This window comes from Candidatus Thiodiazotropha sp. AKAK2 (assembly GCF_058244685.1).
This window is the reverse complement of record NZ_JBSYOP010000028.1, coordinates 1-21,414: the sequence shown is the minus strand read 5'-3', so window position 1 is coordinate 21,414 and position 21,414 is coordinate 1. Positions and strand designations below refer to the sequence as shown.

Sequence of the window (21,414 nt, the reverse complement as noted above, 5' to 3'; positions counted from 1 at the left end):
CCGGGTTACTGATAATCGAAACTGGGACGCTCACCTGGCGCATTGAAATAGGGCATCATTTTATCCGCAAGCTTGCCCAGTGTCTCGGCACGATTGGCCGGACTCGGGTGGGTGCTGAGAAATTCCGGGGTCCGCCCACCGGAGACCTCCCCCATCTTTTTCCACAGGGTAACCGCTGCGCGAGGGTCATAACCGGCCTTGGCCGCCAGCTCGATGCCGATTCTGTCCGCCTCCTCCTCTGCCGTACGACTATTGGGAAGATCGATCGCCAGCTTGGCCGCCATCAGCGAACCGGCCACCACCGCCTTGTTGTCGGTTGATGCCGCAACGGCAGCGATACCCAGTTGGCTGGCCATTGCCACAGACATCTTCTCCGCGGTGTGTTTCGCCAGTGCATGAGAAATCTCGTGAGCGAGTACCTGCGCCAGCTCATCGTCCGTCGGCTTGATCTTCTCCACCAGCCCGGTATAGAGCGCCATCTTACCCCCGGCCATCGCCCAGGCATTGACCGTCTCCGGATCATCGAGCAGCTTCATGCTCCAGGCCCACTTTTCGGTCTCCGGACGCAACTTCACCGCCTGTGCAATCAACCGACCTGTTATGCGCGCCACCCTCGCCTTGAGCAGCGGATCGTTGTCCAGCTTTCCCTCTTCCTGGTAGGGTTTCAGCATCTCGGTATAGGCCGTTTTCGAGGAGTTGATCGCCATCTCCTCACTGACGATCATCAGCTGCTTACGTCCCGTGGGGCTGGTGGCGCAGGCAACCAGGGTCAACAGGATCAGGATTAAGGTGAGGCAGTTACAGACTTTCATGTTATTGAGACAGATCCACAGCTCGCCAGGTTGAGTTTCGTTGATGAGGCCCATTCACAGGCCCCAGGTTTCTGACATTAAAACTGACCACTATTCTGCGCTTTAGATCCCTCCATTGCCAACTTTGAAAAAACCGGGGTGTGGTTGTTATGGATCCAGGCAAATGGCTCATAAAGAACATTATTTAACAATTCACCCAGTCACTAATTGGTCCATTGACTAAAGCCAAACACACACTCTGCCGATAACCCTATAGCTTATTTAGGGATCAACAACAGCCAATCCATAACCCCTAGATTCACTCAGGATTAAATGGACTTAACCAGATAGGACAACAACTTTGAAAGACCAAAGGAATCGCAGACGCCACCCACGCTTGAAAATTGATATTCCGGTGGTAATCGAATATCAATCCGAGAGCTTTGATGACTGCCGGATGCTCAACTTCTCCCGTGGCGGCGTCTATCTGTGCTGCAGTGATACCCGTCTCAATGAAGCCCTACCCCACGGCTACATCTCGGAAGTCGATCGAGAAGAGATTCTTCTTATAGTCCCGCAGGAATCACAACAGGTACCTGCACGGGTTGTCTACTTCGACCACGGCGGCATGGGGCTCTCTTTCGCCAACGGCAGCGGCACCAGGCTGTTTGAGTCACTCTACTCTCACCACCAGGCGTCTAGTGCTGACTCGGAGATCCGGGTTGCCGACAAACATCACGACCCAAAACAGCAGCAGGATCTGCTGAATCAGATTCAGGCACTCACAAAACCTTATCTGGAACATGGTTTAAGCGATTTTTTCACGGTTGCTCAAAAGGAGCTGCAAAAGGTCATCGTTGATTCCGTCGATCCTCAGGAGCAGTCCAGTCTCTTTTTCGCACTTAACAGCCTGGAAAAAGACCAGCACAAACTCAATCAGCAATTCATAGAGCAATTTGAGCACGGGTTTAGCGACCTGATAGAAGGCAAGACAAGCGAAACCGCCCCAAGCTCGGACAACGACCTTGAATTGTCCCTGGTAGAAACCCAGGAGATAGAAACCTGGATCCTGGTCAATGATGTAGCCCGTCGGGCTGAATCTGAGGTCTCCCGTCCGCTTTACCATATTGAGACAGCCCTCAGTCACCTCTGTCACAGCAACGTACACAACGAACTCAATCCAATCGCCCCGATTAGCCTGCTGACCATCTTTAAAAACCTGCTGGATAGCTATCAGTTCGATGCCAAAATCATACGCATTTTACTGATTGCCTTTCGCAGCACCCTGCTAAATGGATTGAATCGCTTCTACGAAAATCTGTTAAAACAGATAAACAAAGCCCACATCGATGGCCTTGAAAGTCCATCCCAATCTGCGTGGACAATCATCAAAAGCAGTGACGCGCATACGATCCACGACACCCCGATCGGCCATCTGAGCAAACTCAGTAACCTCCACCCGGACAGTGACGACCAGGAACCGACCCAAGGCATGTCGGACGATGAACGCAAGGAGGTTATGACCAGCCTGGCCTCTCTCTCCAGGCTCCAGGCCGCCACCTTGCAGCAGCAGATCGAAAACCTGATTCAGGAGGAGAGTTCAAAGCCGGTCCAACTTTCCGCTGAAGCCCGGGCGGCGATCGGCGCCGGTGAGGAGCTGGTCGCCACCCTGAGCGAAGACCCATTGATCACCGAGCAGATACGGGAGCTGATGGGCAGTCTTAAATTTCTCATCATCGAAGCGGTACTGCAGGATACCAGTCTGCTGGAGAACAGCGACCACCCGGTAAGACGGCTACTCGATACAATCGAATGCCTGAAACCCTATGTCAATCGTGGAAACCAGCGTTCGTTACTGCGTGACAGGGATACGCAGCAGCTGACGCAGATTACCGAAGCGGTGGAGAGCGGCAAGTTCAATCATGTGGATGAAGTCAATAGTGAACTGGAGCAGCTGTTGAGCGAGCAACGCAGCCGTTTCGAGGCCAACCGAAAACTCTCCATCTCACGCTGCCTCAAGGATGAAAAGCTCCGGCGGGCGCAGTTGACCACTTACCAGGCGCTCTCAAAGACCCTCCTCAACCAGACCATCTCACCAATCGTCGACAAGCTGTTTCGCTTCGGCTGGGTCAATCTGATGGTACAGACCGCAGTCCTGGAAAAAGCGGACGAGACAGGTTGGCAAGGTTATCTACAGATCGTTGAGCTGCTACACCGAATCTTTTCAGATCCACCAGGAAAACATCAGCTGACCGCCAAGCAGCAACAGGCGATGATGACGATGATTCATAAAGGCTTCACGGACTATCCAATCTACGCCGAACAAGCCAAGTCATTTGAACAGGAATTACAACGAATTCTCGAGATCGGCGCGGAAGGTGACCAGTTCCCCGACCTGCGGATCGAAGTGAACGAAGCCTACCTTCATCACTATTTTCAAGGCATGGACATTGACCATGCCGGCAATGGCGATACTACAGCAGGCGATCAGTGGCGCCACACGGTTAACAAGATCGAGCTGGATACCTGGCTGGTCAAGCAGGATGAGAAAGGCCAGCTCAATGTCCTCAGTCTGGCCTGGAAAAACCCGCAGACAGACCGCTATCTGCTGGTCGACGGGGATGGCTTCAAGGCGCTCGATGAAACCCTGGACAATCTGGCAAACCGCTTCGCCGATCAGCAGATCAGCGTGATGGAGTCTTCCGCCAAACCGATCGTCGAGCGCACCATCGAAACCATGCTTGCCAACAGTTACAGTGACTTCAAGCAGGAATCCGAGATCGATTCGCTGACCGGACTCTACAACCGTCGGGCATTCGAAGCCGAACTAAGCAAATACCTCAATCAGACAGAGAAAGATAGCGGCATCCTGCTGCAGATCGACCTGGACAGATTTCAGGTGGTGAATGACCTGTGCGGATTCGAAGGTGGCGACAAGCTGTTACAGATCGTCACTGACATCCTGCTCAGCTATCTGCCGGAAGGTGGCGCTTTGGGCCGAATTGGTGACGATGAATTCTCCCTGCTATTGGCACAAGAGAATCTGGAGGCCGGGTATCAGGCCGCTGAGATGCTGCGTCAGACGATTGATGAGACCACGTTTGAGTGGCAAGGGCGTATGATTCCGACCACCGCCAGTGTCGGTATCGTCGAAATCGATAGCAGCGACGAAAAAGCGGATAAGCTGATGCAAGCCGCGTTAGCTGCCTGCAACATGGCCAAGCAGGGCGGCGGTAACTGCACCCGCATCTATCTGAAGAGCGATTCGGTCTATCAGCAACGTCAACAGCTGGTGGAATCGCTACCCGGCATCAAAGAGGCGTTGGCCAAAGGGCGCATGGAACTGTTTGTCCAGCCCATCGTCCCCCTGCAATCCAACCAGCTGACGTCTCACCACCATGAGATCCTGCTGCGGGTGCGCAATGAGAATGGTGAACTTGAGTCGCCTCAGGCTTTCATCGAGGCCGCGGAAACCTATGATCTGATGCGGGATGTGGACCGCTGGGTAGTGGAAGCCTTCTTCAAACAGCTGGAACCCTATGCCCACCAGCTCCCCGATGGACAGAGTTTCTCCATCAACCTCTCCGGCAAATCCCTTGGGGACATGGACTTCAAGCGAATGCTGATCGAGCGCATCAAAGGCACCTCTCTTGAGACCAAACATTTTGGTTTTGAGATCACCGAAACCGCCCTGGTGGGGGATATCAGTGATACGGCAGCCACCATCAATGAGATCCGCGAACTCGGCTGCGCTTTCTCCCTGGACGACTTCGGTTCCGGATACGCCTCCTTCTCCTACCTGAAGGATTTCCCGGTGGATTACGTCAAAATCGATGGCATCTTTGTGCGCGAGATTCTCAACAAACCGGCGGATTATGCGATGATCAGCTCGATCACCGAAATCGCCCATTTCATGGAAAAACGGGTAATCGCCGAATTTGTCTCGGACGAGACGACCGCCATGGCGCTGAAACATATGGGTGTGGATTACGGGCAGGGTTACCACTTCGGTAAACCTACGCCATTGGTGGACGTCCTGAGTGAAATCATCAAACCTGACAAATCAGCCATTCACTGATCCGGATCCGCCAGCCTCATTCCACAGGTCGCGCATTGCAAACTGAATCCGTGTTCACATCGAAAACCGAATCAACTTATTGTCAGCCCCAATTCCAAGTTAGAATAGTGTCAGTAGTTTGTACAAAGGACACACCATGCCCCGTATTCCACTCGCCATCCTGACCCTCAGCCTGACCTTAAGCGGATGTGATTTTGTCCCGGCCCCATCAAACGTCAAGGTCAGTAAACAGCCTGCGGAAGGATTGACTCAAAACTCCTTCGGCCAGGGCTTTCTGCAACAAATGGTGGATGAAGTCATTGAGGGTGCCGAGCAGAGCCTCAGCCAAGCGTACGAGCGTAACAACATCCCGCCGGCGGAACGTATCAGCAAACCTCAGGCAGTGGGACGCTATGAGTGGATTGGTGATAGGCAACTGGCGGTTATCGACCTCAGCTACAGCAACAACCCAATGCGGGTGATGCGGGTCGTCGGCATCGAAGCCGACCAGATGGTTAGCATCAACTGCATATCACCGAGCGGTATCCCGTTGAAAATGACGGCGCCGGAAGATGCGTGCAGTGAAGCAATCACAGAAGCGTTCAAACTGAAGTAGTTGCTATCGGTGTTTAACTGTATTGGCATTTCTCTATTAGCTGCACAGGTTCACAGTGAGTCATCTCCGTATTCTGCCTAGTGGGCAGCCGTACCCAGATAGCCAATCAGGAAAATAGCGAGCACAATGGTAATCGGTGAAACGGCAAACAGCCAGCTGACGACCTGCCCGAAGCTAAAGCCTGAGCGGAAGACAGAGAGGGTTGCCAGAGCACCGGCCGCCAGGCCAAATGCTGCAGAGATTAAGTAGTAGTTACTGACACAATCTGTCTGACAGGTTCGGGTGTCTAAATACCCTGAGAGCAGATTCACAAATGTCATGATCAGAAAACCCCAGGAGACCAATGCTGACAACAGAGCGACCGGTGTGATGAAACTCATGGCTCTCTCCAAGCTTGTTATAATCCATTATATTGATCAATCGGAGCCTGTTTTCAACGCTGGAGAGCCTGGGGTTATTCGGCTGTTGAGATACTCATCGGCAATCAGCGCTACCTATTTAAAAGAATCGATACCTTATCCGAAACCAGACAGGGTAGCACTGATCGTGCAGACAGACCGGATCTAATTGCATTGACCAATAGAGCCTTCGGCACAAATCCTTCCATCCGTCCAGATGGCATGATCAAATTTCGCCTTGATCAGAATAGCCCCCTGCAGATTCGCTCCACGCAGATCGGCGCCACTGAGGTCCGCATCGAACAGACTGGCACCGGTCAGATTGGCCAGCATCAGATTGGCATTCTGCAGATTGACACCATGCATATGAGCATATTCCAGATTGCTTAACATCAGATTGGTATCCTTGAGATTCGCCAACTGAAAGATTGAGCGGGAAAAGTTTGCGCGTTCGAAGTTGGAGCGATCGAGACGGGCGGAGGCCAGAGAGGATTCATGCATATCAACACCCGGTGCCTTGGTATCAATCAGGATAGCCCAGGAACATTGGGCTTCCGGCTCCAGTTTGCAGATCGAATTAACATAAGCGGTTTCAGTGATGTTATCGGTCCAGGCCATGACCTGTGAGACCCAGAACATAGAGACTGTTAAAATGACTAAACAGATGATATTAGTACAGTTAAGTTTTCTCATGGATTCGCTCCCTGGTGTAAAATTAGATATCGCGTATCTACTGCAGGGTCGCGATAGAAATGGCCTAATATGCCGCTGGATAGGTCAATTATGACTCAGATCTCTATATTGTTACTAAACTGGATTTTTGCTTTGATCTACAACAATTAGTATTTGCTTCTATAGCAAAAATAAGAGCACGAGCGAAAAGTCTACCAACTATAAACTTCCAGCTTACTTCGCTAACACCCTAATACTTATTGGCACAGTAATGATTCAACCGCTGGAGCGCCTTGAAAGTTTTTTTTGGTGTTTATAACAAGTTCAACTCTTTGACAGCCAAACTCATCATTACCAAGGCGTCTACAGTCCAAAGTACCGCGAGAACATAGGCGGTAATCAGCGCCGAACGAGTTCCAATCTTTAACCCACGCTTTCCCAGCACAATTCTGGTTATGCTGAAACAGCCAGGTATGTACAAATAAACGGCTCCCCCAACGAGTGCAAGCACAGGCCACCACTCATTGCCAATAATCATCAAATATCCTGATAGCGGAAGAATCCACATGAGCAAAAAATCCATGATACCCATGCTGAATCTTTCGAAAGCAAGCATCGTAGGGTCCATTACTTCTTCAGTTTCGGAAAGCCCGAGCTTAGTGGCCAATTCATTATTAAAGACTGCCAATGTTTGCCCTACCCAGCCAATGAGACCTAAGATGATTGTTATTATACCTATCGTAAAAATCATTGGTGCCTCCTTTTCTAGAGAAAACAAGGTTAAAGCTGTGCTAAACAAATGAAACGCAGCGTAATACGCGTCCAGGCGAGAGAGTTGTTATGTGTATTTTGATTTAAGGCTATTTGCTTGCATGATATTTACCAGCGTAGTAGTAGCTATAAGCCATAAAGATGATCAGTGCAATTGCAAAAAGAAGCAGAACAATACTAAACTCAATAGCTCCATCCTGCGAAAATAGAGTTCGTGTGATAGCTAACAATGCAACGACAAGAATCGTTGGCAACAATATCCACCTTCTTTCCAAAGGTTTTCTATCGGCCAACAATAAGAGTACGGCCCATGAGAAGATTACTGCAGATGCGAGCCCCATTGGATAGACTGTTTCAGTTACCCCCATCCTTTCAGGCATCCACACTAATATCGCGACTGCAAAGTCCGCAATTGCAGCTAACCAATAACTCATTCGTAATAACAAAACTTGCTTTATCATTGGTCACCGTTATTAGATGCGTGAAAATATAAAGTATTTTAATAACTTACTGGAATAAAGTAGATAATATTTTTTAGTTTACAGTTTGATAGATTGTTAGTGCTGACAACCCTTGTGGAGTGAATTGTTATGTATTTACTTGGTTCAGGTTAGTAAAATTGGAGTTCCCACGGTACGGTAGACACTTCCGAGCTATGATTGGAGTTCCCGCTGTATTGTTTTGTTAGAAGTGGCTACGCACATTCAAACCACTCCAATGGAGCCGGCAATACCATGGCAGAATATTCTATGTGAATGATCCTTCTGTGGTATGGGTGGCTTGCCTTTCTAGATGAATGGAATAGTAGTGGGTTCATTAGCAAAACATCACCAGGATCAGCGCAACACTCAACCACAGTGGAGTTCTCAACTATTTTTAATATTTCACTAGATTTCACTCTTCCATCTCTGTGTGTCCCTGGTACTACACGCAGTGCCCCTGTTTCAGTATTTGCTTTATCAAGATGAATTCTTAATGTTAAAGTGCTGGCTAAATATTCAGCTGGCGGCTCAGCATGGACCACACCTTGTTTTTCGCTCCAAGGGCCAAAACCATTGATATCATGTTTGGTTTTTAGTGCTATGGATGTATCTTGATGCCAAGCTACATTCCAGTTAGCTACTTCATTTTTATCAAAGAACACCGACCTTACTGGACGCACATTATTTCCTAATATTTCTCTTGCAATATCAATTAATGGAGAAGATGATGCCATCCTTTTTATGTATGGTGCCTTATTCATCAAATCTCTTATCCCAAAGTTATTTGGCTTTCCTCCAAAATTAGACAGTTCATTCCGCAGGGTAGTTACGTTTTCATCACTAAAAGCACCCTGAATTAAATAGTATCCGTCTCTACTATATTCTTGCTTCATACTTCTTCTCTTTTGCTTCTGACGCCAGCAATAACCGGCATTTTGTAGCGGTGTTTGAGCTGTGCTAGGCTCTTTTTAGCACAGCTCAAACACTGCGGAAAAATCTCCGTGTTGATTGCCATTGTTAGGCATTTGTCTGCCTACGCTTGTTAGGCATTTGTCTGCCTACGCTCATTGAATATTCACTATTGGCAATACCTTAGGCTCCATTCCTTCTATGAGCTGAGGCTTATAAAATACTAACCCTGTGACTTTACCACCAAGCAGTTCTAACCAGTCTACTAACTCATGATTACAGTTATGAAACCCCCAATAAGGCTTAGCATATTTTACGAAATGCACATCTTCTTTCGAGTTATACACCTCCGTTATAGAATTTGACTCATAGCTATTTTTTAGAAATTCACCTAAATTTTCCGCCTTGTCCTGTGGGGCATCAAACATAACAACGACTTCACAACCTGCAAATTTGTCGCAAATTGAGTCGCCAGGGTTTAGCCGTACGGACTTTCGACCAAGAGCTCCTTGTGAAGAGATAGTCATATTTTTCCACGCAGTCCAACCATCGCGCTTATTCAAGGCGAATAATTCCCAATCACCATAAGTATATTCAGTCAATATGCCGTCTCTGTAGAAAGCCAATGAATGGTGCCCCCAAGTAGAGTACTTTAACAAATATACTTTCTCCATTTTTTGCTCCATTGGAGGCAGCACGAACCTATTTGAACATGCACTAGTTACGCAGGTAAGGAACATGACCACAAAAACTAATCCTATTTTTTTAGATCCTTTGAATTTTAAACTCATTCCAATCAATATTTTCGTCAAATTTTTCAATGCTTAACGTCCAGCTCAGCGGGCAATTGGAGCGTAGCGTAAATTGATCCGCTACAGCTGCTTGTTATAAGTAATTTACTCTGTACTTAATTTGAATGAAATCATTTGCAAAAGCTTTTGCCTCGGAATTCACTAGTCTAATTTGGTTGTCGAGCTTGCCAAAAAGAGGGATGCCTTCACCTAACAGCACTGGCGCTCTAGTTATTATCATTTCATCAATAAGTCTATGATTAAGAAATGAGGTAATTGTGGAGCCGCCATCTATATAGGCGTGCTTAAATCCTTTGCTTTCTAGCGTCTTTACCAAATCGGTAATTTTACCAGAGAACATTTCCACCTTGCCTTTTAGATTTTCGGGTGGTGTTCTCACCGTGTTACTCAAAACAGCGATGTGAATATCACCATAAGGCCATTGCTCAAGAGATAGATTCATACTAGAAATCATATCCATGCATTTACGCCCCATGACCATGCAATCAACAGATTCAATAAATGAGCCGAAACCCATATCCAGATCATCTCCCATATCAGTTTCCAGGTTGCCAGCGCTATGTAGCCAATCGACCGCACCTTCCGGAGTAGCGATATAACCATCCACGCTAGTTGCAATATAGACGGAGCATTTCATATCTAATTCCTATTCGTGATGCTGAGATTTCTTATAACTGTTGATTATGTGGACGGCTCATAAAATGTATTATGCAGATGGCATATATAATACGTTATGACGTCAACAGTACTACAAATGTTCTCATTTGACTGCCTAATTAATACTTCAAGATCAATCTTACTCAAGCCCCTCACTAACCATCTGTTTTTATTAAAGAACATTTTTAATCGTTCTTGTACATTTCCCTTAGCGTCAAACATTACACTATTCAGTATTAGGCACAGGAAGTAAGCATTTTTTATAAGAGGTTGCTTCTAGGGAATGGCGAACGAGAGGATGAAGTGCTGCTAACACCCTACGGGAAAAAGATTCTCAGACGAGACTTTGATCGATCAACTGAATTCTGAATCGTTTGAAGAGAGGGTAAGCACAGATTACTGCTGGCTGCCGATGAGACCCGTTACGTCTCTGCCATGATGCCTTGTGGTCTCTCCGTCTATGGCAAGCAGGATGGTACGGTTGTTATCTCACGCATGAACTTTGAGATGATGAGCACCATGCTGGAACCCAAGGTTGCAAAAGTGATGACGAAATCGATCGCCAAACTCAACAAGACCGTTGAGAGTGCGATGGCCAAAATGGCTGACAATTGATTCCTGACTATCGATTCTGACACTCCCGGGAATGGAATCCGGGGATTCCGGCCCACACCATTTTCGCTGAAATGCGTCTTCCCCAACTGCTTTTTTTATTACAAATCTTTTAGCTAACCGCCAACCGGCTTTCTCGGTTGCAATCTCAGTTTATGCCAGAAACTCTGACCGCAGGTAGGGGTCTCGCTTGAAACTGCCGCCAAGCGCTTTGGTTCTGGTGTGTGAACTGCTGTCCATCACTCCTCTGGCCTTTACACAGTAATGGGTAGCTTCGATGGAAACAGCCACATCCTCGGTATCCAGCAACGTCTGCAGGGCAACCAGTATCTGCCGGGTGAGGCGCTCCTGCACCTGGGGCCGCTGGGCAAAAAAGCGCACGATCCGGTTGATCTTCGACAGACCGATCAGGCTTGCTGAGGGTAGATAGGCCACCTTCACTTTGCCGTCGATGGTGATGAAGTGATGTTCGCAAGTACTGGTCAGGTCGATCTCCTCGACCGAGATCATCTCATCCGAACCCATCTTGTTATCGATCAGGGTGATCTTTGGGAAGTGACTGTAGTCGAGACCGGAAAAGATCTCGTGGATATACATCTTGGCAATTCTGTGGGGTGTCTCGTTCAGGCTGTCGTCTGACAGATCGAGACCGAGTGTCTGCATCACATCACTCATCAGATCACGGATTCGATCATACTTCTGATCCTGGCTCAGGCCATTATCGAACATTGGGGTTTCGAGGCCATGCTCGATCAATGCATCACGCACCAAGGCTGCTTCGTCACTTATTTTTGGTTGTTTGGTAAGACGTACAGGTTTGTTGAGCATGGCTGTGGTCACTCCGTCGGCATGATCTCTGAGTTAATCGGTCAATGGAGTCCAACCCAAGAGTAAACATAACCGTTTGTACAAATTGGTCTGCTGGTGGGATTGAATGCGATCTGGTCAGTTCATCAATCAAGCTGATGTGAACTTCGATTCACACACCGACGCCAGATAACAAATCGATTAAAACTTAACTGTTAGAAAGATAATAGGCAGTTGATGTAACAAAGAAAACACGCAATTCCTAAAGGAAATATCTCGCTCCCAGCCAATCCCTTTTCACACTGGCTTGGCATAAGCGGATGTGGCTGACAACTCCGCACGCTCTGCCAACCAATTGACCTCTGTTAGGAGCTGGGATCCATTGAAAAAACCGTCCAGATAGATCTTAGGTTAACCTTCCAAGGGCTTTGTAGCTGTGAGCAACTGAAGCAAATAGCACGTTCATGCTGGCAAACCAGGCACAGAAAAAAGCCGGTTACAAACCGGGTTACTCTAAATTCTGCACCTGCTCACGCATCTGTTCGATCAGCACCTTCATCTCCACCGCCGAACGGGTCACCTCGACACTATTCGATTTGGAGGTAAGGGTGTTGGCTTCCCGGTTGAGTTCCTGCATCAGAAAATCGAGACGTCGTCCGATCGGCTCATCGGACTCCAGCACCCGTCTCACCTCTTCAATATGGGTCTCCAGGCGATCCAGCTCTTCATCCACATCGAGCCGTTGCGCCAACAGCACCATCTCCTGCTCGACCCGAGCTTCATCCAGCTCTTCCATCACTTCATTGAGGCGGTCTTTGATCCGGCTTCGCACCGACTCCAGCACATCGGGCATCAACCCCCTCACCCGACCTACTTCCGAAGCCATGGCATCGCAGCGCAAGGCGATGATCTCACCCAACCGCGCCCCTTCCCGCAAACGGTTGTCGATCAGGCTGTCGAGGGCGGTCTCCAAAAGCTGCATCGCCTGCGCCTTGACCGGCGTGAAGTCCCGCTCTTCCTCTTCCAGCACACCAGGCCAGCGCAGCAGGTCGCCGGAGCGCATGCTGGGCTCCAGCTCGATCATATCGGCCAGCTGCTGATCCGCATCGATCAACTGCTCGACCAGTCGCTGGTTGACGCACAGGGAGGCATCGCTGCTGGTGCCCGCCTTGTACTTCAGACTGACATCGAGTTTTCCCCGCCCGAGACGATTGTTGAGGCGCTCCCTGATACTCGGCTCCAAGGCCCTGAGCTCTTCAGGCAAACGCAGAAAAGCCTCCAGGTAGCGGTGATTGACTGAGCGGATCTCCCAGCTCATATTGCCCAGTTCACCTCGATACTCTTCCCTTGCGAAGGCGGTCATACTGCTGATCATATTGGTCTGCCTGATCTTTCTGGTTGATACGGCTGGTGGCCTGGCCCGGATCCTGCCGGATCGGATTGGATGGATCCAGTGGCTTTAATTGGCACCCGGCCAAGTGGTTGTAACTCATCTATCATAAGCGATCTGCTGTGATTTGGGTTAAAAAAATCGCCTTTCGACGGCAAAAGATTTCAGATTTCAGCGATTGGGCCGCTATCTGGAACTGGACACTATTGCTGGTGCTGTCTGTCTCCCCCGGCATAAGAATTTTTTGATGAAAATCACTTTTTCACCGACGGGCAGGGCACAAATCCGGTGAGAATGGGAGTAATTCTATTAAAAGGCCTTATAATCAGTGAGATGACGGATAGCAAACCAGCCGAGACAAACCTGAATGGATAAGCTTCGAGACAGCATGCCGGAAGGCACTGAAATTGACTGTTATGTGATCATGAAAGTGGTCGCCAGCGGTGGCTTCAGTCTGATCTATCTTGCTGAGGATGAAGATACCCAGGATGAGGTGATCATCAAGGAGTTCCTGCCGAAAAAGCTTGCCCGCCGCGCCAGCAACGGCAAGGTGGTGCCCCTTGAAGAGAAACAGGTCGACAACTTCAACCGCAGTCTGCGCCTGTTCTATCAGGAGGCGAAGGTACTGGCCTCGCTGCGTCATCCCAATATCGTCCAGGTGAGAGGCTTCTTCCTGGCCAACAACACCGGCTACCTGGTAATGGACCACGAACGGGGTAAAAACCTGGCCAGCTACATCAAAAAGCGCAGCGGCAGTCTGAGTACCCGCTTTATCATGACGGTGTTTCCGCCGATCCTCGATGCGCTGAGTCAGATCCATTCACGCAATCTGCTGCACCTCGACATCAAGCCGAGCAATATCCATCTGCGCACCGGGGGCAACCCGCTGCTGCTCGATTTCGGCGCGGTCCATGAAGTGCGCAATGAGGGTACCCGTACAGGCCGGGTGGTGACCACTGGCTTCTCACCAGTCGAGCAGTATTACCAATCCGGCAATGTCGGCCCCTGGAGTGATGTCTATGCCATCGGCGCCAGCATGCGCGCCTGTCTCGACGGCAAGGCGCCACCCTCGGCCATCGAACGACACGCCAAAGAGAAATTGAAGCCCGCCGCACGTATCTATCGCCGACGCTACCCGGCCGCGATGCTGGAAGCGATCGACTGGGCGATGGAGATCGGTTACGAGAAGCGCCCGCAAAATGCCAAGGAACTGCTGGAGGCACTGCAGAGCAATAATCCGATCGAATCGGAAAGTTCGCTCTCCGAGCTGTTCGATGAGAAGAGGGCGATCTCGTGAAGTATGAAACCGCTCAATGCAGCCTGATCGGCAATCGCTCCATGAACCAGGACCGCTGTCTGATCATGGAGGCCCCGGATGCCATTCTGCTGGCCCTGGCCGACGGTATGGGCGGCCATCCCAAAGGGGAGATGGCGGCGCAAATCCTCATGGATAACGCCCGCAAGGCCTTCCTCACCAGCCGCAAACCGATCTCCAATCCACGCTTTTTTCTCTCCGGATTGATGGAGATGAGCCACCAGCAGATCACCGCCTTCGGCGATCGCCAGGAGCCCCCCATCGAACCCCGCACAACCGGCGTGCTCTGCCTGGTACAGGAAGACACCGCCTACTGGGCGCACATCGGCGACAGCCGTCTCTACATCATGCGTGACGGCGTGATCCATCTGCGCACCGATGACCACTCCTATGTGGAACATCTGCGCCAGCAGGGATTGATCTCCGCAGCTCAGGTGCATACCCACAAATTTCGCAACTACGTCACCCGCTGCCTGGGTGGTAACAGCAACCGGCCGGTTGCCGAACTCAGCGGCCCCCATGATCTGAAACAGGGTGATGTGGTGTTGCTCTGCAGCGATGGTTTCTGGGGCCCCCTGCCGGAACGGCCGATGGTGGACAACCTCTATAAAAACAGCGCGCCACTGCTGAACAATATCAGTGATCTTGCCAAACAGGCCGAGACAAAAAGCAACCCAGAGAGCGATAACGTCACAGTGGTTGCTCTGCGCTGGCGGGCGAGTGAGGCCAAGCTGACGCCTGCCGATTTCAGTATGTCACTGGCGAAAAAGAACCGGGGCATCCTGGATCACCCCGAAGAGAGTGTCGATGTCAGTCAGGCGATCCAGGATCTGCGCAAGATGGTCGACGACCTGGATGAGGAGTGAGCTGAAATCTTCAGCTCAAGCCGGTCGTCGGATCACTCTTCCCCGGTCGATCCCTCAGCCGACTCACCCCCCGACTGCTTGACCAGCCGATAAGCAAAAAGAATCAGGAAGGCGCCTGCCGTCGCGCTGAGGATATTGCTGAGACTCAATCCACCTGGGTTGCCAATCCCCAGAAATTCACCGATGTAACCGCCTACCAGAGCGCCGGCGATACCCAGCAGCATGGTAACGAAAATGCCACCGCCATCCTTGCCCGGCATCAGCCACTTGGCCAGTGCACCGGCAATCAGCCCCAGAATCACCCAAGAAATTATCCCCATTTCATCTACTCCTCATCGACTCGCGAGCATTCAGTCACAACTGGTTTGCGGCAAAGGTGTCGCACTTTTTCAGGTCACCGTTCTTAAAGCCCACCTGAAACCACTTCACACGTTGGGCTGAACTCCCATGGGTAAAGGAGTCCGGGCTGACATACCCCTTAGACTGTTTCTGCAATCGATCATCACCGATGGCACTGGCGGCGGTCAGCCCCTCTTCGATATCCCCGGACTCAAGTAACTGACGGGATCGATCGGCATTGAAGGCCCAGATCCCGGCAAAACAGTCCGCCTGCAACTCCTGACGAACCGACAGCTTGTTGCCCGCCACTTCACTCAGTGACGCCTTGGCCTTATGCACCTTTTGCGAGATCCCCAACAGGGTTTGCACATGGTGACCCACTTCATGGGCAATCACATAGGCCTGGGCAAAATCACCCGGTGCCTTGAAACGTTTTTTCAGATCATCAAAGAAGCTGAGGTCGATATAGACTTTCTGGTCACCCGGACAGTAGAAAGGGCCCATCGCCGCCTGGCCGAAGCCACAGGCTGTCTTGGTGGCGCCACGGAACAGTACCAGATCGGGCTCCTTGTATGTGGAGCCCATCTTGCGGAACAGCTGATGCCAGGTATCCTCCGTGTCGGCCAGCACCACAGAGACGAACTGCACCAGCTCCTGCTCTTGCGCACTCTGCTTGACCGGCTGACCACCACCGGTGGAGAGATTCTCACCACCGGAGCCGCCACCCAGCATGCTGCCCAGATTACCGCTCAGCAGACCATAGGCGCCGATTGCCAGAACCGCGACGATACCGCCTTTAACACCAAACAGTTTGAATACCATTGGCAGCAGATTGAGCAGTCCGCCACCGCCGCCCCCCAAGCCCAGGGGTGAAGAGGAACGCATTCCCCGGCGATCTTCCACATTGCTGCTTTGTCGTTGTCCGCGCCAGCGCATGAGCTGTCCCTCAATCCCCTTGCAGAACCTTGGCTACCAGACCGGATAGCCCGTCGCCACCTTGTGATTGCAGAAATGAGAGTACGATGGGAACGAACTTGCCGATCATCCCCGCATCCAGGTCGAGTTTGGAAAAACCGCTCGCCAGCGATGCCATATTACCCAGCTGCTCACCACCGATTGCAGAGGCCACGCCACCAAGCAAGCCACCCAGACCACCGGAGTCTTCACTGGGGGCAGCATCGATCAGAGACTCGATCCCGGGGACCGCATTCGTGACCTGACTGAAGTCTCCGGAAGAGAGCTGATCTTTCACCAGACCGAACAGCAGTCCGGCGCCACCCTCAGCCTGCTCTTGACTGACACCGGCGCCCGAAATCAATTGTTGAACCAATTCCATCATTGTTATATCCCCCGCGAACCACAAGGTTGTCGTTGTTGAGCCATAAAAGAAATCACAATCCCGCTTGATCAATGAATTGTCATCAGCGTATAAGTATAGCGATTATCAAAGGCGGTATGCTTCACAGAGTCTACCCCAAACCCGAAGATAGACCAGTACTGAAGGTAAATCTTTGTCAACTATCTCAGGACCAGCAACATGACCAACAATAACATTCTGCTCGGTGGTAATGGTGATCGACAGATACTGCTCAACGCCGGGATGGCGAACCGTCACGGTCTGATCACCGGGGCCACTGGAACCGGTAAAACCGTAACCCTGCAGGTCTTGGCGGAATCCTTCTCCCGCCTCGGCGTACCGGTATTTACCGCGGATGTAAAAGGCGATCTCTCCGGTCTTGCCGGCGCCGGCAAGGCTCACCCGAAGATCACTGAACGGCTCGACTATATCAAGATTGAAGCGCACAACTTCGAGCCCTGCCCGGTGCTCTTCTGGGATGTGTTCGGCAAACAGGGACATTCGGTTCGGACGACGGTCTCGGAAATGGGCCCGACTCTGCTGGCCAATCTGCTGGAACTCAACGAGACCCAGGAGGGCGTACTGCAGATCGCATTCAGCCTGGCGGACGATGAAGGGCTGCTGCTGCTCGATCTGAAGGATCTGCGTGCCATGCTCAACTGGGTTGCGGACAACGCCAAGGATCTCGAACGGGAATATGGCCGGGTCTCCCGGCAGAGCGTCACGGCCATTCTGCGACGCCTGCTGACCCTGGAGGAGGCGGGCGGTGAGATCTTTTTTGGCGAACCGGCACTGCACATCGAGGATCTGATGCAGAACGACTTCTCCGGCCGGGGAGTGGTGAGTATTCTCGATGCAACCACCCTCTATCATTCACCCCGCATCTACGCCACCTTTCTGCTTTGGCTGCTCTCCGAACTGATGGAAGAGCTGCCGGAACGGGGTGATGCGGACCTGCCGAAACTGGTGTTCTTTTTCGACGAAGCCCACCTGCTGTTCAGCCATGCGCCGAAGGCGCTGCTGGAGAAGATCACCCAGGTGGTGCGACTGATTCGCTCCAAGGGGGTCGGGGTGTTTTTTGTCACCCAGTATCCCAACGATGTGCCGGATCAGGTCATCGGTCAGTTGGGTAACCGCATTCAGCACGCCCTGCGGGCCTTCACCCCGAAGGACAGAAAAGCGGTCAAAGCGGCGGCCGAGACCTTCCGTGAGAACCCGGCCTTCGACACCGAGGAGATGATCAGTAACCTGGGGGTCGGTGAAGCGTTGATCTCCACCTTGGACGAAAAGGGTGTGCCGAGCATAGTGGAGAAGACCCTGATGTCCCCACCCTGCTCCCAGTTCGGTCCGGTCAGTGAAGCGGAACGTAAAAAGATCATCGGTCGCTCGCCGGTGAAATCCAAATATGGCGAGACGGTCGATCGGGAGTCCGCCTATGAACTGCTGAAAAAACGGGAAGAGGAGCTGATCAAGCGTCGCGAGGAGCAGGCCAGATCCGAGGAGCAGGAGAAGCAGGCCAAAAGCAGCAAGCGTCGCAGCGGCGGTTCAAGAAAACAAGGAGTTGGTGAGGCGTTTGCCAAATCGATCGCCCGGGCGATCGGTTCCAGGCTGGGCAAGCAGATCATTCGCGGCATACTCGGATCGATCATGGGGAAAGGCTAGGGCCTGTTAACCCTAATCCAGGATTTCACTGTGTGCGGCAGACTCTACCTCGATGTAAAGATGGATGAGCTTGAAGGCTACTTCTCCCTGGAAGCCACAGCCATCGAGCTCAAGCCCAGATACAATATCGCACCTTCCCAGGATATCCTCGCGGTGGCGGCACCGAACGGAGAGCGAGTGCTGGGCGGTTTTCATTGGGGGCTGATCCCCTTCTGGGCCAAGGATGAAAAGATCGGCTACAAAACGATCAACGCCCGGGCCGAGACGGTGGACAACAAACCGGCCTACCGGGCCGCCTTCAAATACCGACGCTGCCTGATTCCCTGCAGCGGCTTTTTCGAGTGGAAAAAGGAGAACAACATCAAGCAGCCCTACTGCTTCCGCCCGACCAGCCAACCCCTGTTTGCCCTGGCCGGTCTTTATGAACACTGGCAGGATAAATCCGGCCGGGAGATCGACTCCTGCACCATCCTGGTCGGCGAAGCCAATCAGGATGTGGCGCCGATTCACGACCGCATGCCGATCATTCTCAAACCTGAGGATTTCGACTGCTGGCTGGATCCCCAGGTACAGACCAAGGAGCAACTGCTGCCCCTGCTGAGACCGGCACCGCCCGGTGAGGTTGATCACTACCCGGTCAGCCGTGCCGTGAACAGCCCGGGCAACGATCACGCTGACCTGATCAAGAATATTTCAAACTCGGATCAATTCAGACTGACTTAAAACTTAATCTTCCTCATCTCCGGGCTTCGACTAAAACCATTCACATAGAGTAAACCATTTGATTGCCTGACCAATAGCAACTAGGCTGACATCTCCAAACCATTCAACCATAATAGCGCACCCGACAATCACAATTGCCTTCAATTCCTTAAGGAGCGACATGAGACCTTCCGGACGCCAACCCGATCAGCTGAGAGAGATCAGCATTACCCGTAACTTCACCAAGCATGCTGAAGGATCCGTTCTGGTCTGCTTTGGCGACACCCAGGTACTCTGTACCGCCAGTGTCGATGAATCCGTACCCAGGTTTCTCAAAGGCGCCGGTCAAGGCTGGATCACCGCCGAGTATGGCATGCTGCCCAGGTCGACCACCGATCGCATGGGTCGTGAAGCTGCCCGGGGCAAGCAGAGCGGCAGAACCCAGGAGATACAGCGACTGATCGGACGCTCGCTGCGTGCCGCCGTGGACCTGAAAGCGTTGGGTGAAAGAACCATCACCCTGGACTGCGATGTCATCCAGGCCGATGGCGGCACCCGAACCGCCTCCATCACCGGAGCCTGTGTCGCGCTGGTCGATGCCATTGAGCATACCCGTGCTGCCGGACTGCTGGAGCAGAGCCCGCTGCTGAACATGGTGGCCTCAGTCTCGGTGGGCATATACCAGGGCACCCCCGTACTGGATCTGGACTACGCGGAAGACTCCAACGCCGAGACCGACATGAATGTTGTGATGAATGAAAAGCAGGGATTCATCGAGGTGCAGGGAACTGCAGAAGGCGATACCTACAGCCGCGATGAACTGAACGCCATGCTGGATCTGGCAGACCAGGGCATTCAACAGATCTGCCAGATACAGAAGCAAGCGTTGGGTGGTTAAAGCTTGCGGATGAGCAACGCTTCCCTGAGTCTGTAATGCCTCTTGCTGTTAAGTTGTCATTAAAAGTTGTGAGCTAAGATTCAGGACTCATGGATGGCGTTTACCAGAGTGACTCAAAACACTCCCAACGCTACAACACTCAGAGCTCAGTCAAACCAGAGAAACAGGTAGAGTGAAATGACAGGACATCATTCAGGTGAACGGATCGTACTGGCCAGTAACAATGCGGGCAAGGTCAGAGAGATCAATCAGCTGTTGGCCAGCGAACAGATCACCGTTGTGCCACAAAAGGATTTCAATATTCCCGACGCCATAGAAGATGGTCTCAGTTTTGTTGAAAACGCCATCAAGAAGGCCCGCCATGCATCGAGCCTGAGTGGCCTGCCGGCCATCGCAGACGACTCGGGTATCGAGGTCGACGCACTGAGTGGCGCACCCGGCATCTACTCAGCCCGCTTTGCAGGGGCGGGGGCCTCTGATGAAGAGAATCTGCAGAAACTGCTGAGCTGTATCGAAGATATACCGGAAGAGAAACGTACAGCCCGCTTCCAATGCCTGATGGTCTACATGCGTCACGCAGAGGATCCGACCCCTATCATCTGCCAGGGCAGCTGGGAGGGCCGAATTCTTTTTGAACCGCAAGGCGAGAACGGATTTGGCTACGACCCCATATTTTATGTCCCCACCCATGACTGCAGTTCGGCACAACTGGAGCCGCAGACCAAGAACAGCCTGAGCCATCGCGGGCAGGCACTGAAGGCCCTGTTGCAGGCACTCTCGGTTTAATTATCTTAAGTCCACAAATGAATGCGAATATCAATCGCGTAACTTCTTGAGCATCAGGTTTTTGATTGAGCGCGAATGGATGCCAATCGCGAAATAAGCCCCTCTCCCTTGATGGGAGAGGGGTTGGGGAGAGGGTGTACGCGAAGCGTTTCACCTGGCTAAAACCTGAATCCCTGGTTTCAGATGTAAAGATAAAAACGCGTTGATCCCTCGTCTTTATCCTGTTGAGTTCTTATGAAGGTTAAGGTGCTGATTCTCCCCCTCTCCCCCGGCCCCTCTCCCGCAAGGGGAGAGGGGAGTTCATGTCCCCATCTATTTGCGCTTATTTATGGACTCAATCAAAACAATCAACGCATCATATTCCACAAATAGATTCCAGGACTGGTAATCGCGTAACTTCCTGAGCTTCAGGTTTTTGATATAACGCTTGGACGCCAATCGCGAAGATAAGCCCCTCTCCCTTGATGGGAGAGGGGTTGGGGAGAGGGTGTACGCGAAGCGTTTCACCTGGCTAA

23 protein-coding genes are annotated in these 21,414 nt (G+C 51.5%); 9 read left to right on the top strand and 14 right to left on the bottom strand.

The annotated features are described in order from the left end of the window. Positions 1 to 5: 5 nt before the first annotated feature. Complete coding sequence (locus tag AC4IE8_RS12200) at positions 6 to 812, bottom strand: M48 family metallopeptidase (protein WP_068988489.1); 807 nt, start codon at positions 810 to 812, stop codon at positions 6 to 8. A 340-nt stretch (positions 813 to 1,152) separates the two neighbouring features. Here AC4IE8_RS12200 and AC4IE8_RS12195 point away from each other — a divergent pair, with 340 nt between their 5' ends. Then, positions 1,153 to 4,869: a DUF1631 family protein gene (locus tag AC4IE8_RS12195; protein WP_490791128.1), complete on the top strand. Its 3,717-nt coding sequence runs from the start codon at positions 1,153 to 1,155 to the stop codon at positions 4,867 to 4,869. Positions 4,870 to 5,005: 136 nt separating this feature from the next. Further along, positions 5,006 to 5,464 carry a hypothetical protein gene (locus AC4IE8_RS12190; RefSeq protein WP_490791127.1) on the top strand — a complete coding sequence of 153 codons (459 nt, stop codon included), beginning with the start codon at positions 5,006 to 5,008 and terminating at the stop codon, positions 5,462 to 5,464. Between the two features lie 77 nt (positions 5,465 to 5,541). On the opposite strand, the gene AC4IE8_RS12185 is transcribed toward AC4IE8_RS12190, so the two are convergent. The 7 genes from AC4IE8_RS12185 to AC4IE8_RS12155 form a co-directional block, all read right to left on the bottom strand. Beyond that, complete coding sequence (locus AC4IE8_RS12185) at positions 5,542 to 5,844, bottom strand: hypothetical protein (protein ID WP_490791126.1); 303 nt, start codon at positions 5,842 to 5,844, stop codon at positions 5,542 to 5,544. Positions 5,845 to 6,027: 183 nt separating this feature from the next. After that, positions 6,028 to 6,501, bottom strand: a complete 474-nt coding sequence (locus AC4IE8_RS12180; protein ID WP_068987433.1) for a pentapeptide repeat-containing protein — start codon at positions 6,499 to 6,501, stop codon at positions 6,028 to 6,030. Positions 6,502 to 6,847: 346 nt separating this feature from the next. Continuing rightward, positions 6,848 to 7,285 (bottom strand): hypothetical protein, encoded by a 438-nt coding sequence (locus AC4IE8_RS12175; protein WP_068987432.1) that lies wholly within the window; start codon positions 7,283 to 7,285, stop codon positions 6,848 to 6,850. Positions 7,286 to 7,394: 109 nt separating this feature from the next. Beyond that, positions 7,395 to 7,766, bottom strand: coding sequence for a hypothetical protein (locus AC4IE8_RS12170; RefSeq protein ID WP_490791125.1), 372 nt, complete (start codon positions 7,764 to 7,766; stop codon positions 7,395 to 7,397). A 233-nt stretch (positions 7,767 to 7,999) separates the two neighbouring features. After that, the gene (locus tag AC4IE8_RS12165; RefSeq protein ID WP_490791124.1) at positions 8,000 to 8,680 is read right to left on the bottom strand and encodes a phytanoyl-CoA dioxygenase family protein; all 681 of its coding nucleotides are present in this window, start codon (positions 8,678 to 8,680) and stop codon (positions 8,000 to 8,002) included. A gap of 171 nt (positions 8,681 to 8,851) precedes the next feature. Continuing rightward, positions 8,852 to 9,517 carry a hypothetical protein gene (locus AC4IE8_RS12160; protein WP_490791123.1) on the bottom strand — a complete coding sequence of 222 codons (666 nt, stop codon included), beginning with the start codon at positions 9,515 to 9,517 and terminating at the stop codon, positions 8,852 to 8,854. 64 nt (positions 9,518 to 9,581) lie between these two features. After that, positions 9,582 to 10,145 carry a dihydrofolate reductase family protein gene (locus tag AC4IE8_RS12155; RefSeq protein WP_068987428.1) on the bottom strand — a complete coding sequence of 188 codons (564 nt, stop codon included), beginning with the start codon at positions 10,143 to 10,145 and terminating at the stop codon, positions 9,582 to 9,584. Between the two features lie 419 nt (positions 10,146 to 10,564). Between AC4IE8_RS12155 and AC4IE8_RS12150 the strand changes: the two genes are divergently transcribed. Beyond that, complete coding sequence (locus tag AC4IE8_RS12150; RefSeq protein WP_490791156.1) at positions 10,565 to 10,780, top strand: DUF302 domain-containing protein; 216 nt, start codon at positions 10,565 to 10,567, stop codon at positions 10,778 to 10,780. 150 nt (positions 10,781 to 10,930) lie between these two features. On the opposite strand, the gene folE is transcribed toward AC4IE8_RS12150, so the two are convergent. Both folE and AC4IE8_RS12140 read right to left on the bottom strand, forming a co-directional pair. Continuing rightward, positions 10,931 to 11,605 carry a GTP cyclohydrolase I FolE gene (gene folE, locus AC4IE8_RS12145; RefSeq protein ID WP_068987426.1) on the bottom strand — a complete coding sequence of 225 codons (675 nt, stop codon included), beginning with the start codon at positions 11,603 to 11,605 and terminating at the stop codon, positions 10,931 to 10,933. A 487-nt stretch (positions 11,606 to 12,092) separates the two neighbouring features. Continuing rightward, positions 12,093 to 12,959: a YicC/YloC family endoribonuclease gene (locus tag AC4IE8_RS12140; protein WP_490791122.1), complete on the bottom strand. Its 867-nt coding sequence runs from the start codon at positions 12,957 to 12,959 to the stop codon at positions 12,093 to 12,095. Positions 12,960 to 13,341: 382 nt separating this feature from the next. Between AC4IE8_RS12140 and AC4IE8_RS12135 the strand changes: the two genes are divergently transcribed. After that, positions 13,342 to 14,271 carry a serine/threonine protein kinase gene (locus tag AC4IE8_RS12135; protein ID WP_068987424.1) on the top strand — a complete coding sequence of 310 codons (930 nt, stop codon included), beginning with the start codon at positions 13,342 to 13,344 and terminating at the stop codon, positions 14,269 to 14,271. Then, entirely contained in the window at positions 14,268 to 15,155 is an 888-nt protein-coding gene (locus AC4IE8_RS12130; RefSeq protein WP_068987423.1) for a PP2C family protein-serine/threonine phosphatase, read from the top strand. The genes AC4IE8_RS12135 and AC4IE8_RS12130 overlap by 4 nt, the downstream gene beginning before the upstream one ends. A gap of 32 nt (positions 15,156 to 15,187) precedes the next feature. Here AC4IE8_RS12130 and AC4IE8_RS12125 read toward each other — a convergent pair whose 3' ends face one another. The 3 genes from AC4IE8_RS12125 to AC4IE8_RS12115 are packed head-to-tail and all read right to left on the bottom strand — an operon-like array spanning position 15,188 to position 16,833. Further along, entirely contained in the window at positions 15,188 to 15,475 is a 288-nt protein-coding gene (locus tag AC4IE8_RS12125) for a GlsB/YeaQ/YmgE family stress response membrane protein (protein WP_068987422.1), read from the bottom strand. Positions 15,476 to 15,509: 34 nt separating this feature from the next. Continuing rightward, the gene (ypfJ, locus tag AC4IE8_RS12120) at positions 15,510 to 16,430 is read right to left on the bottom strand and encodes a KPN_02809 family neutral zinc metallopeptidase (protein ID WP_068987421.1); all 921 of its coding nucleotides are present in this window, start codon (positions 16,428 to 16,430) and stop codon (positions 15,510 to 15,512) included. A gap of 10 nt (positions 16,431 to 16,440) precedes the next feature. Then, positions 16,441 to 16,833, bottom strand: a complete 393-nt coding sequence (locus AC4IE8_RS12115; RefSeq protein ID WP_490791121.1) for a DUF2780 domain-containing protein — start codon at positions 16,831 to 16,833, stop codon at positions 16,441 to 16,443. A 198-nt stretch (positions 16,834 to 17,031) separates the two neighbouring features. Between AC4IE8_RS12115 and AC4IE8_RS12110 the strand changes: the two genes are divergently transcribed. From AC4IE8_RS12110 to rdgB, 4 genes are all read left to right on the top strand, one after another. Beyond that, complete coding sequence (locus AC4IE8_RS12110; RefSeq protein ID WP_068987420.1) at positions 17,032 to 18,513, top strand: helicase HerA-like domain-containing protein; 1,482 nt, start codon at positions 17,032 to 17,034, stop codon at positions 18,511 to 18,513. 30 nt (positions 18,514 to 18,543) lie between these two features. Then, positions 18,544 to 19,236, top strand: a complete 693-nt coding sequence (locus tag AC4IE8_RS12105) for an SOS response-associated peptidase (protein WP_490791120.1) — start codon at positions 18,544 to 18,546, stop codon at positions 19,234 to 19,236. 160 nt (positions 19,237 to 19,396) lie between these two features. Beyond that, on the top strand, positions 19,397 to 20,113 hold the full coding sequence (gene rph / locus AC4IE8_RS12100; RefSeq protein ID WP_068987418.1) for a ribonuclease PH: 717 nt from the start codon (positions 19,397 to 19,399) through the stop codon (positions 20,111 to 20,113). Between the two features lie 177 nt (positions 20,114 to 20,290). Further along, entirely contained in the window at positions 20,291 to 20,899 is a 609-nt protein-coding gene (rdgB, locus tag AC4IE8_RS12095; protein WP_490791119.1) for an RdgB/HAM1 family non-canonical purine NTP pyrophosphatase, read from the top strand. A gap of 312 nt (positions 20,900 to 21,211) precedes the next feature. Here the strand turns inward: rdgB and AC4IE8_RS12090 are convergent. Continuing rightward, positions 21,212 to 21,414, bottom strand: a 203-nt coding sequence (locus tag AC4IE8_RS12090) for a hypothetical protein (protein WP_490791118.1), incomplete at its 5' end; no start/stop codon positions are given.

Bases quoted from the DNA above. Each gene is read 5' to 3' on its own strand.
- AC4IE8_RS12175 (WP_068987432.1), bottom strand. From the start codon at position 7,285: ATGATTTTTACGATAGGTATAATAACAATCATCTTAGGTCTCATTGGC.
- rdgB (WP_490791119.1), top strand. From the start codon at position 20,291: ATGACAGGACATCATTCAGGTGAACGGATCGTACTGGCCAGTAACAAT.
- AC4IE8_RS12180 (WP_068987433.1), bottom strand. From the start codon at position 6,501: ATGTTCTGGGTCTCACAGGTCATGGCCTGGACCGATAACATCACTGAA.
- AC4IE8_RS12165 (WP_490791124.1), bottom strand. From the start codon at position 8,680: ATGAAGCAAGAATATAGTAGAGACGGATACTATTTAATTCAGGGTGCT.
- AC4IE8_RS12190 (WP_490791127.1), top strand. From the start codon at position 5,006: ATGCCCCGTATTCCACTCGCCATCCTGACCCTCAGCCTGACCTTAAGC.
- AC4IE8_RS12200 (WP_068988489.1), bottom strand. From the start codon at position 812: ATGAAAGTCTGTAACTGCCTCACCTTAATCCTGATCCTGTTGACCCTG.
- AC4IE8_RS12135 (WP_068987424.1), top strand. From the start codon at position 13,342: ATGGATAAGCTTCGAGACAGCATGCCGGAAGGCACTGAAATTGACTGT.
- AC4IE8_RS12115 (WP_490791121.1), bottom strand. From the start codon at position 16,833: ATGATGGAATTGGTTCAACAATTGATTTCGGGCGCCGGTGTCAGTCAA.
- folE (WP_068987426.1), bottom strand. From the start codon at position 11,605: ATGCTCAACAAACCTGTACGTCTTACCAAACAACCAAAAATAAGTGAC.
- rph (WP_068987418.1), top strand. From the start codon at position 19,397: ATGAGACCTTCCGGACGCCAACCCGATCAGCTGAGAGAGATCAGCATT.
- AC4IE8_RS12170 (WP_490791125.1), bottom strand. From the start codon at position 7,766: ATGATAAAGCAAGTTTTGTTATTACGAATGAGTTATTGGTTAGCTGCA.
- AC4IE8_RS12140 (WP_490791122.1), bottom strand. From the start codon at position 12,959: ATGATCAGCAGTATGACCGCCTTCGCAAGGGAAGAGTATCGAGGTGAA.
- AC4IE8_RS12110 (WP_068987420.1), top strand. From the start codon at position 17,032: ATGACCAACAATAACATTCTGCTCGGTGGTAATGGTGATCGACAGATA.
- ypfJ (WP_068987421.1), bottom strand. From the start codon at position 16,430: ATGCGCTGGCGCGGACAACGACAAAGCAGCAATGTGGAAGATCGCCGG.
- AC4IE8_RS12185 (WP_490791126.1), bottom strand. From the start codon at position 5,844: ATGAGTTTCATCACACCGGTCGCTCTGTTGTCAGCATTGGTCTCCTGG.
- AC4IE8_RS12125 (WP_068987422.1), bottom strand. From the start codon at position 15,475: ATGGGGATAATTTCTTGGGTGATTCTGGGGCTGATTGCCGGTGCACTG.
- AC4IE8_RS12155 (WP_068987428.1), bottom strand. From the start codon at position 10,145: ATGAAATGCTCCGTCTATATTGCAACTAGCGTGGATGGTTATATCGCT.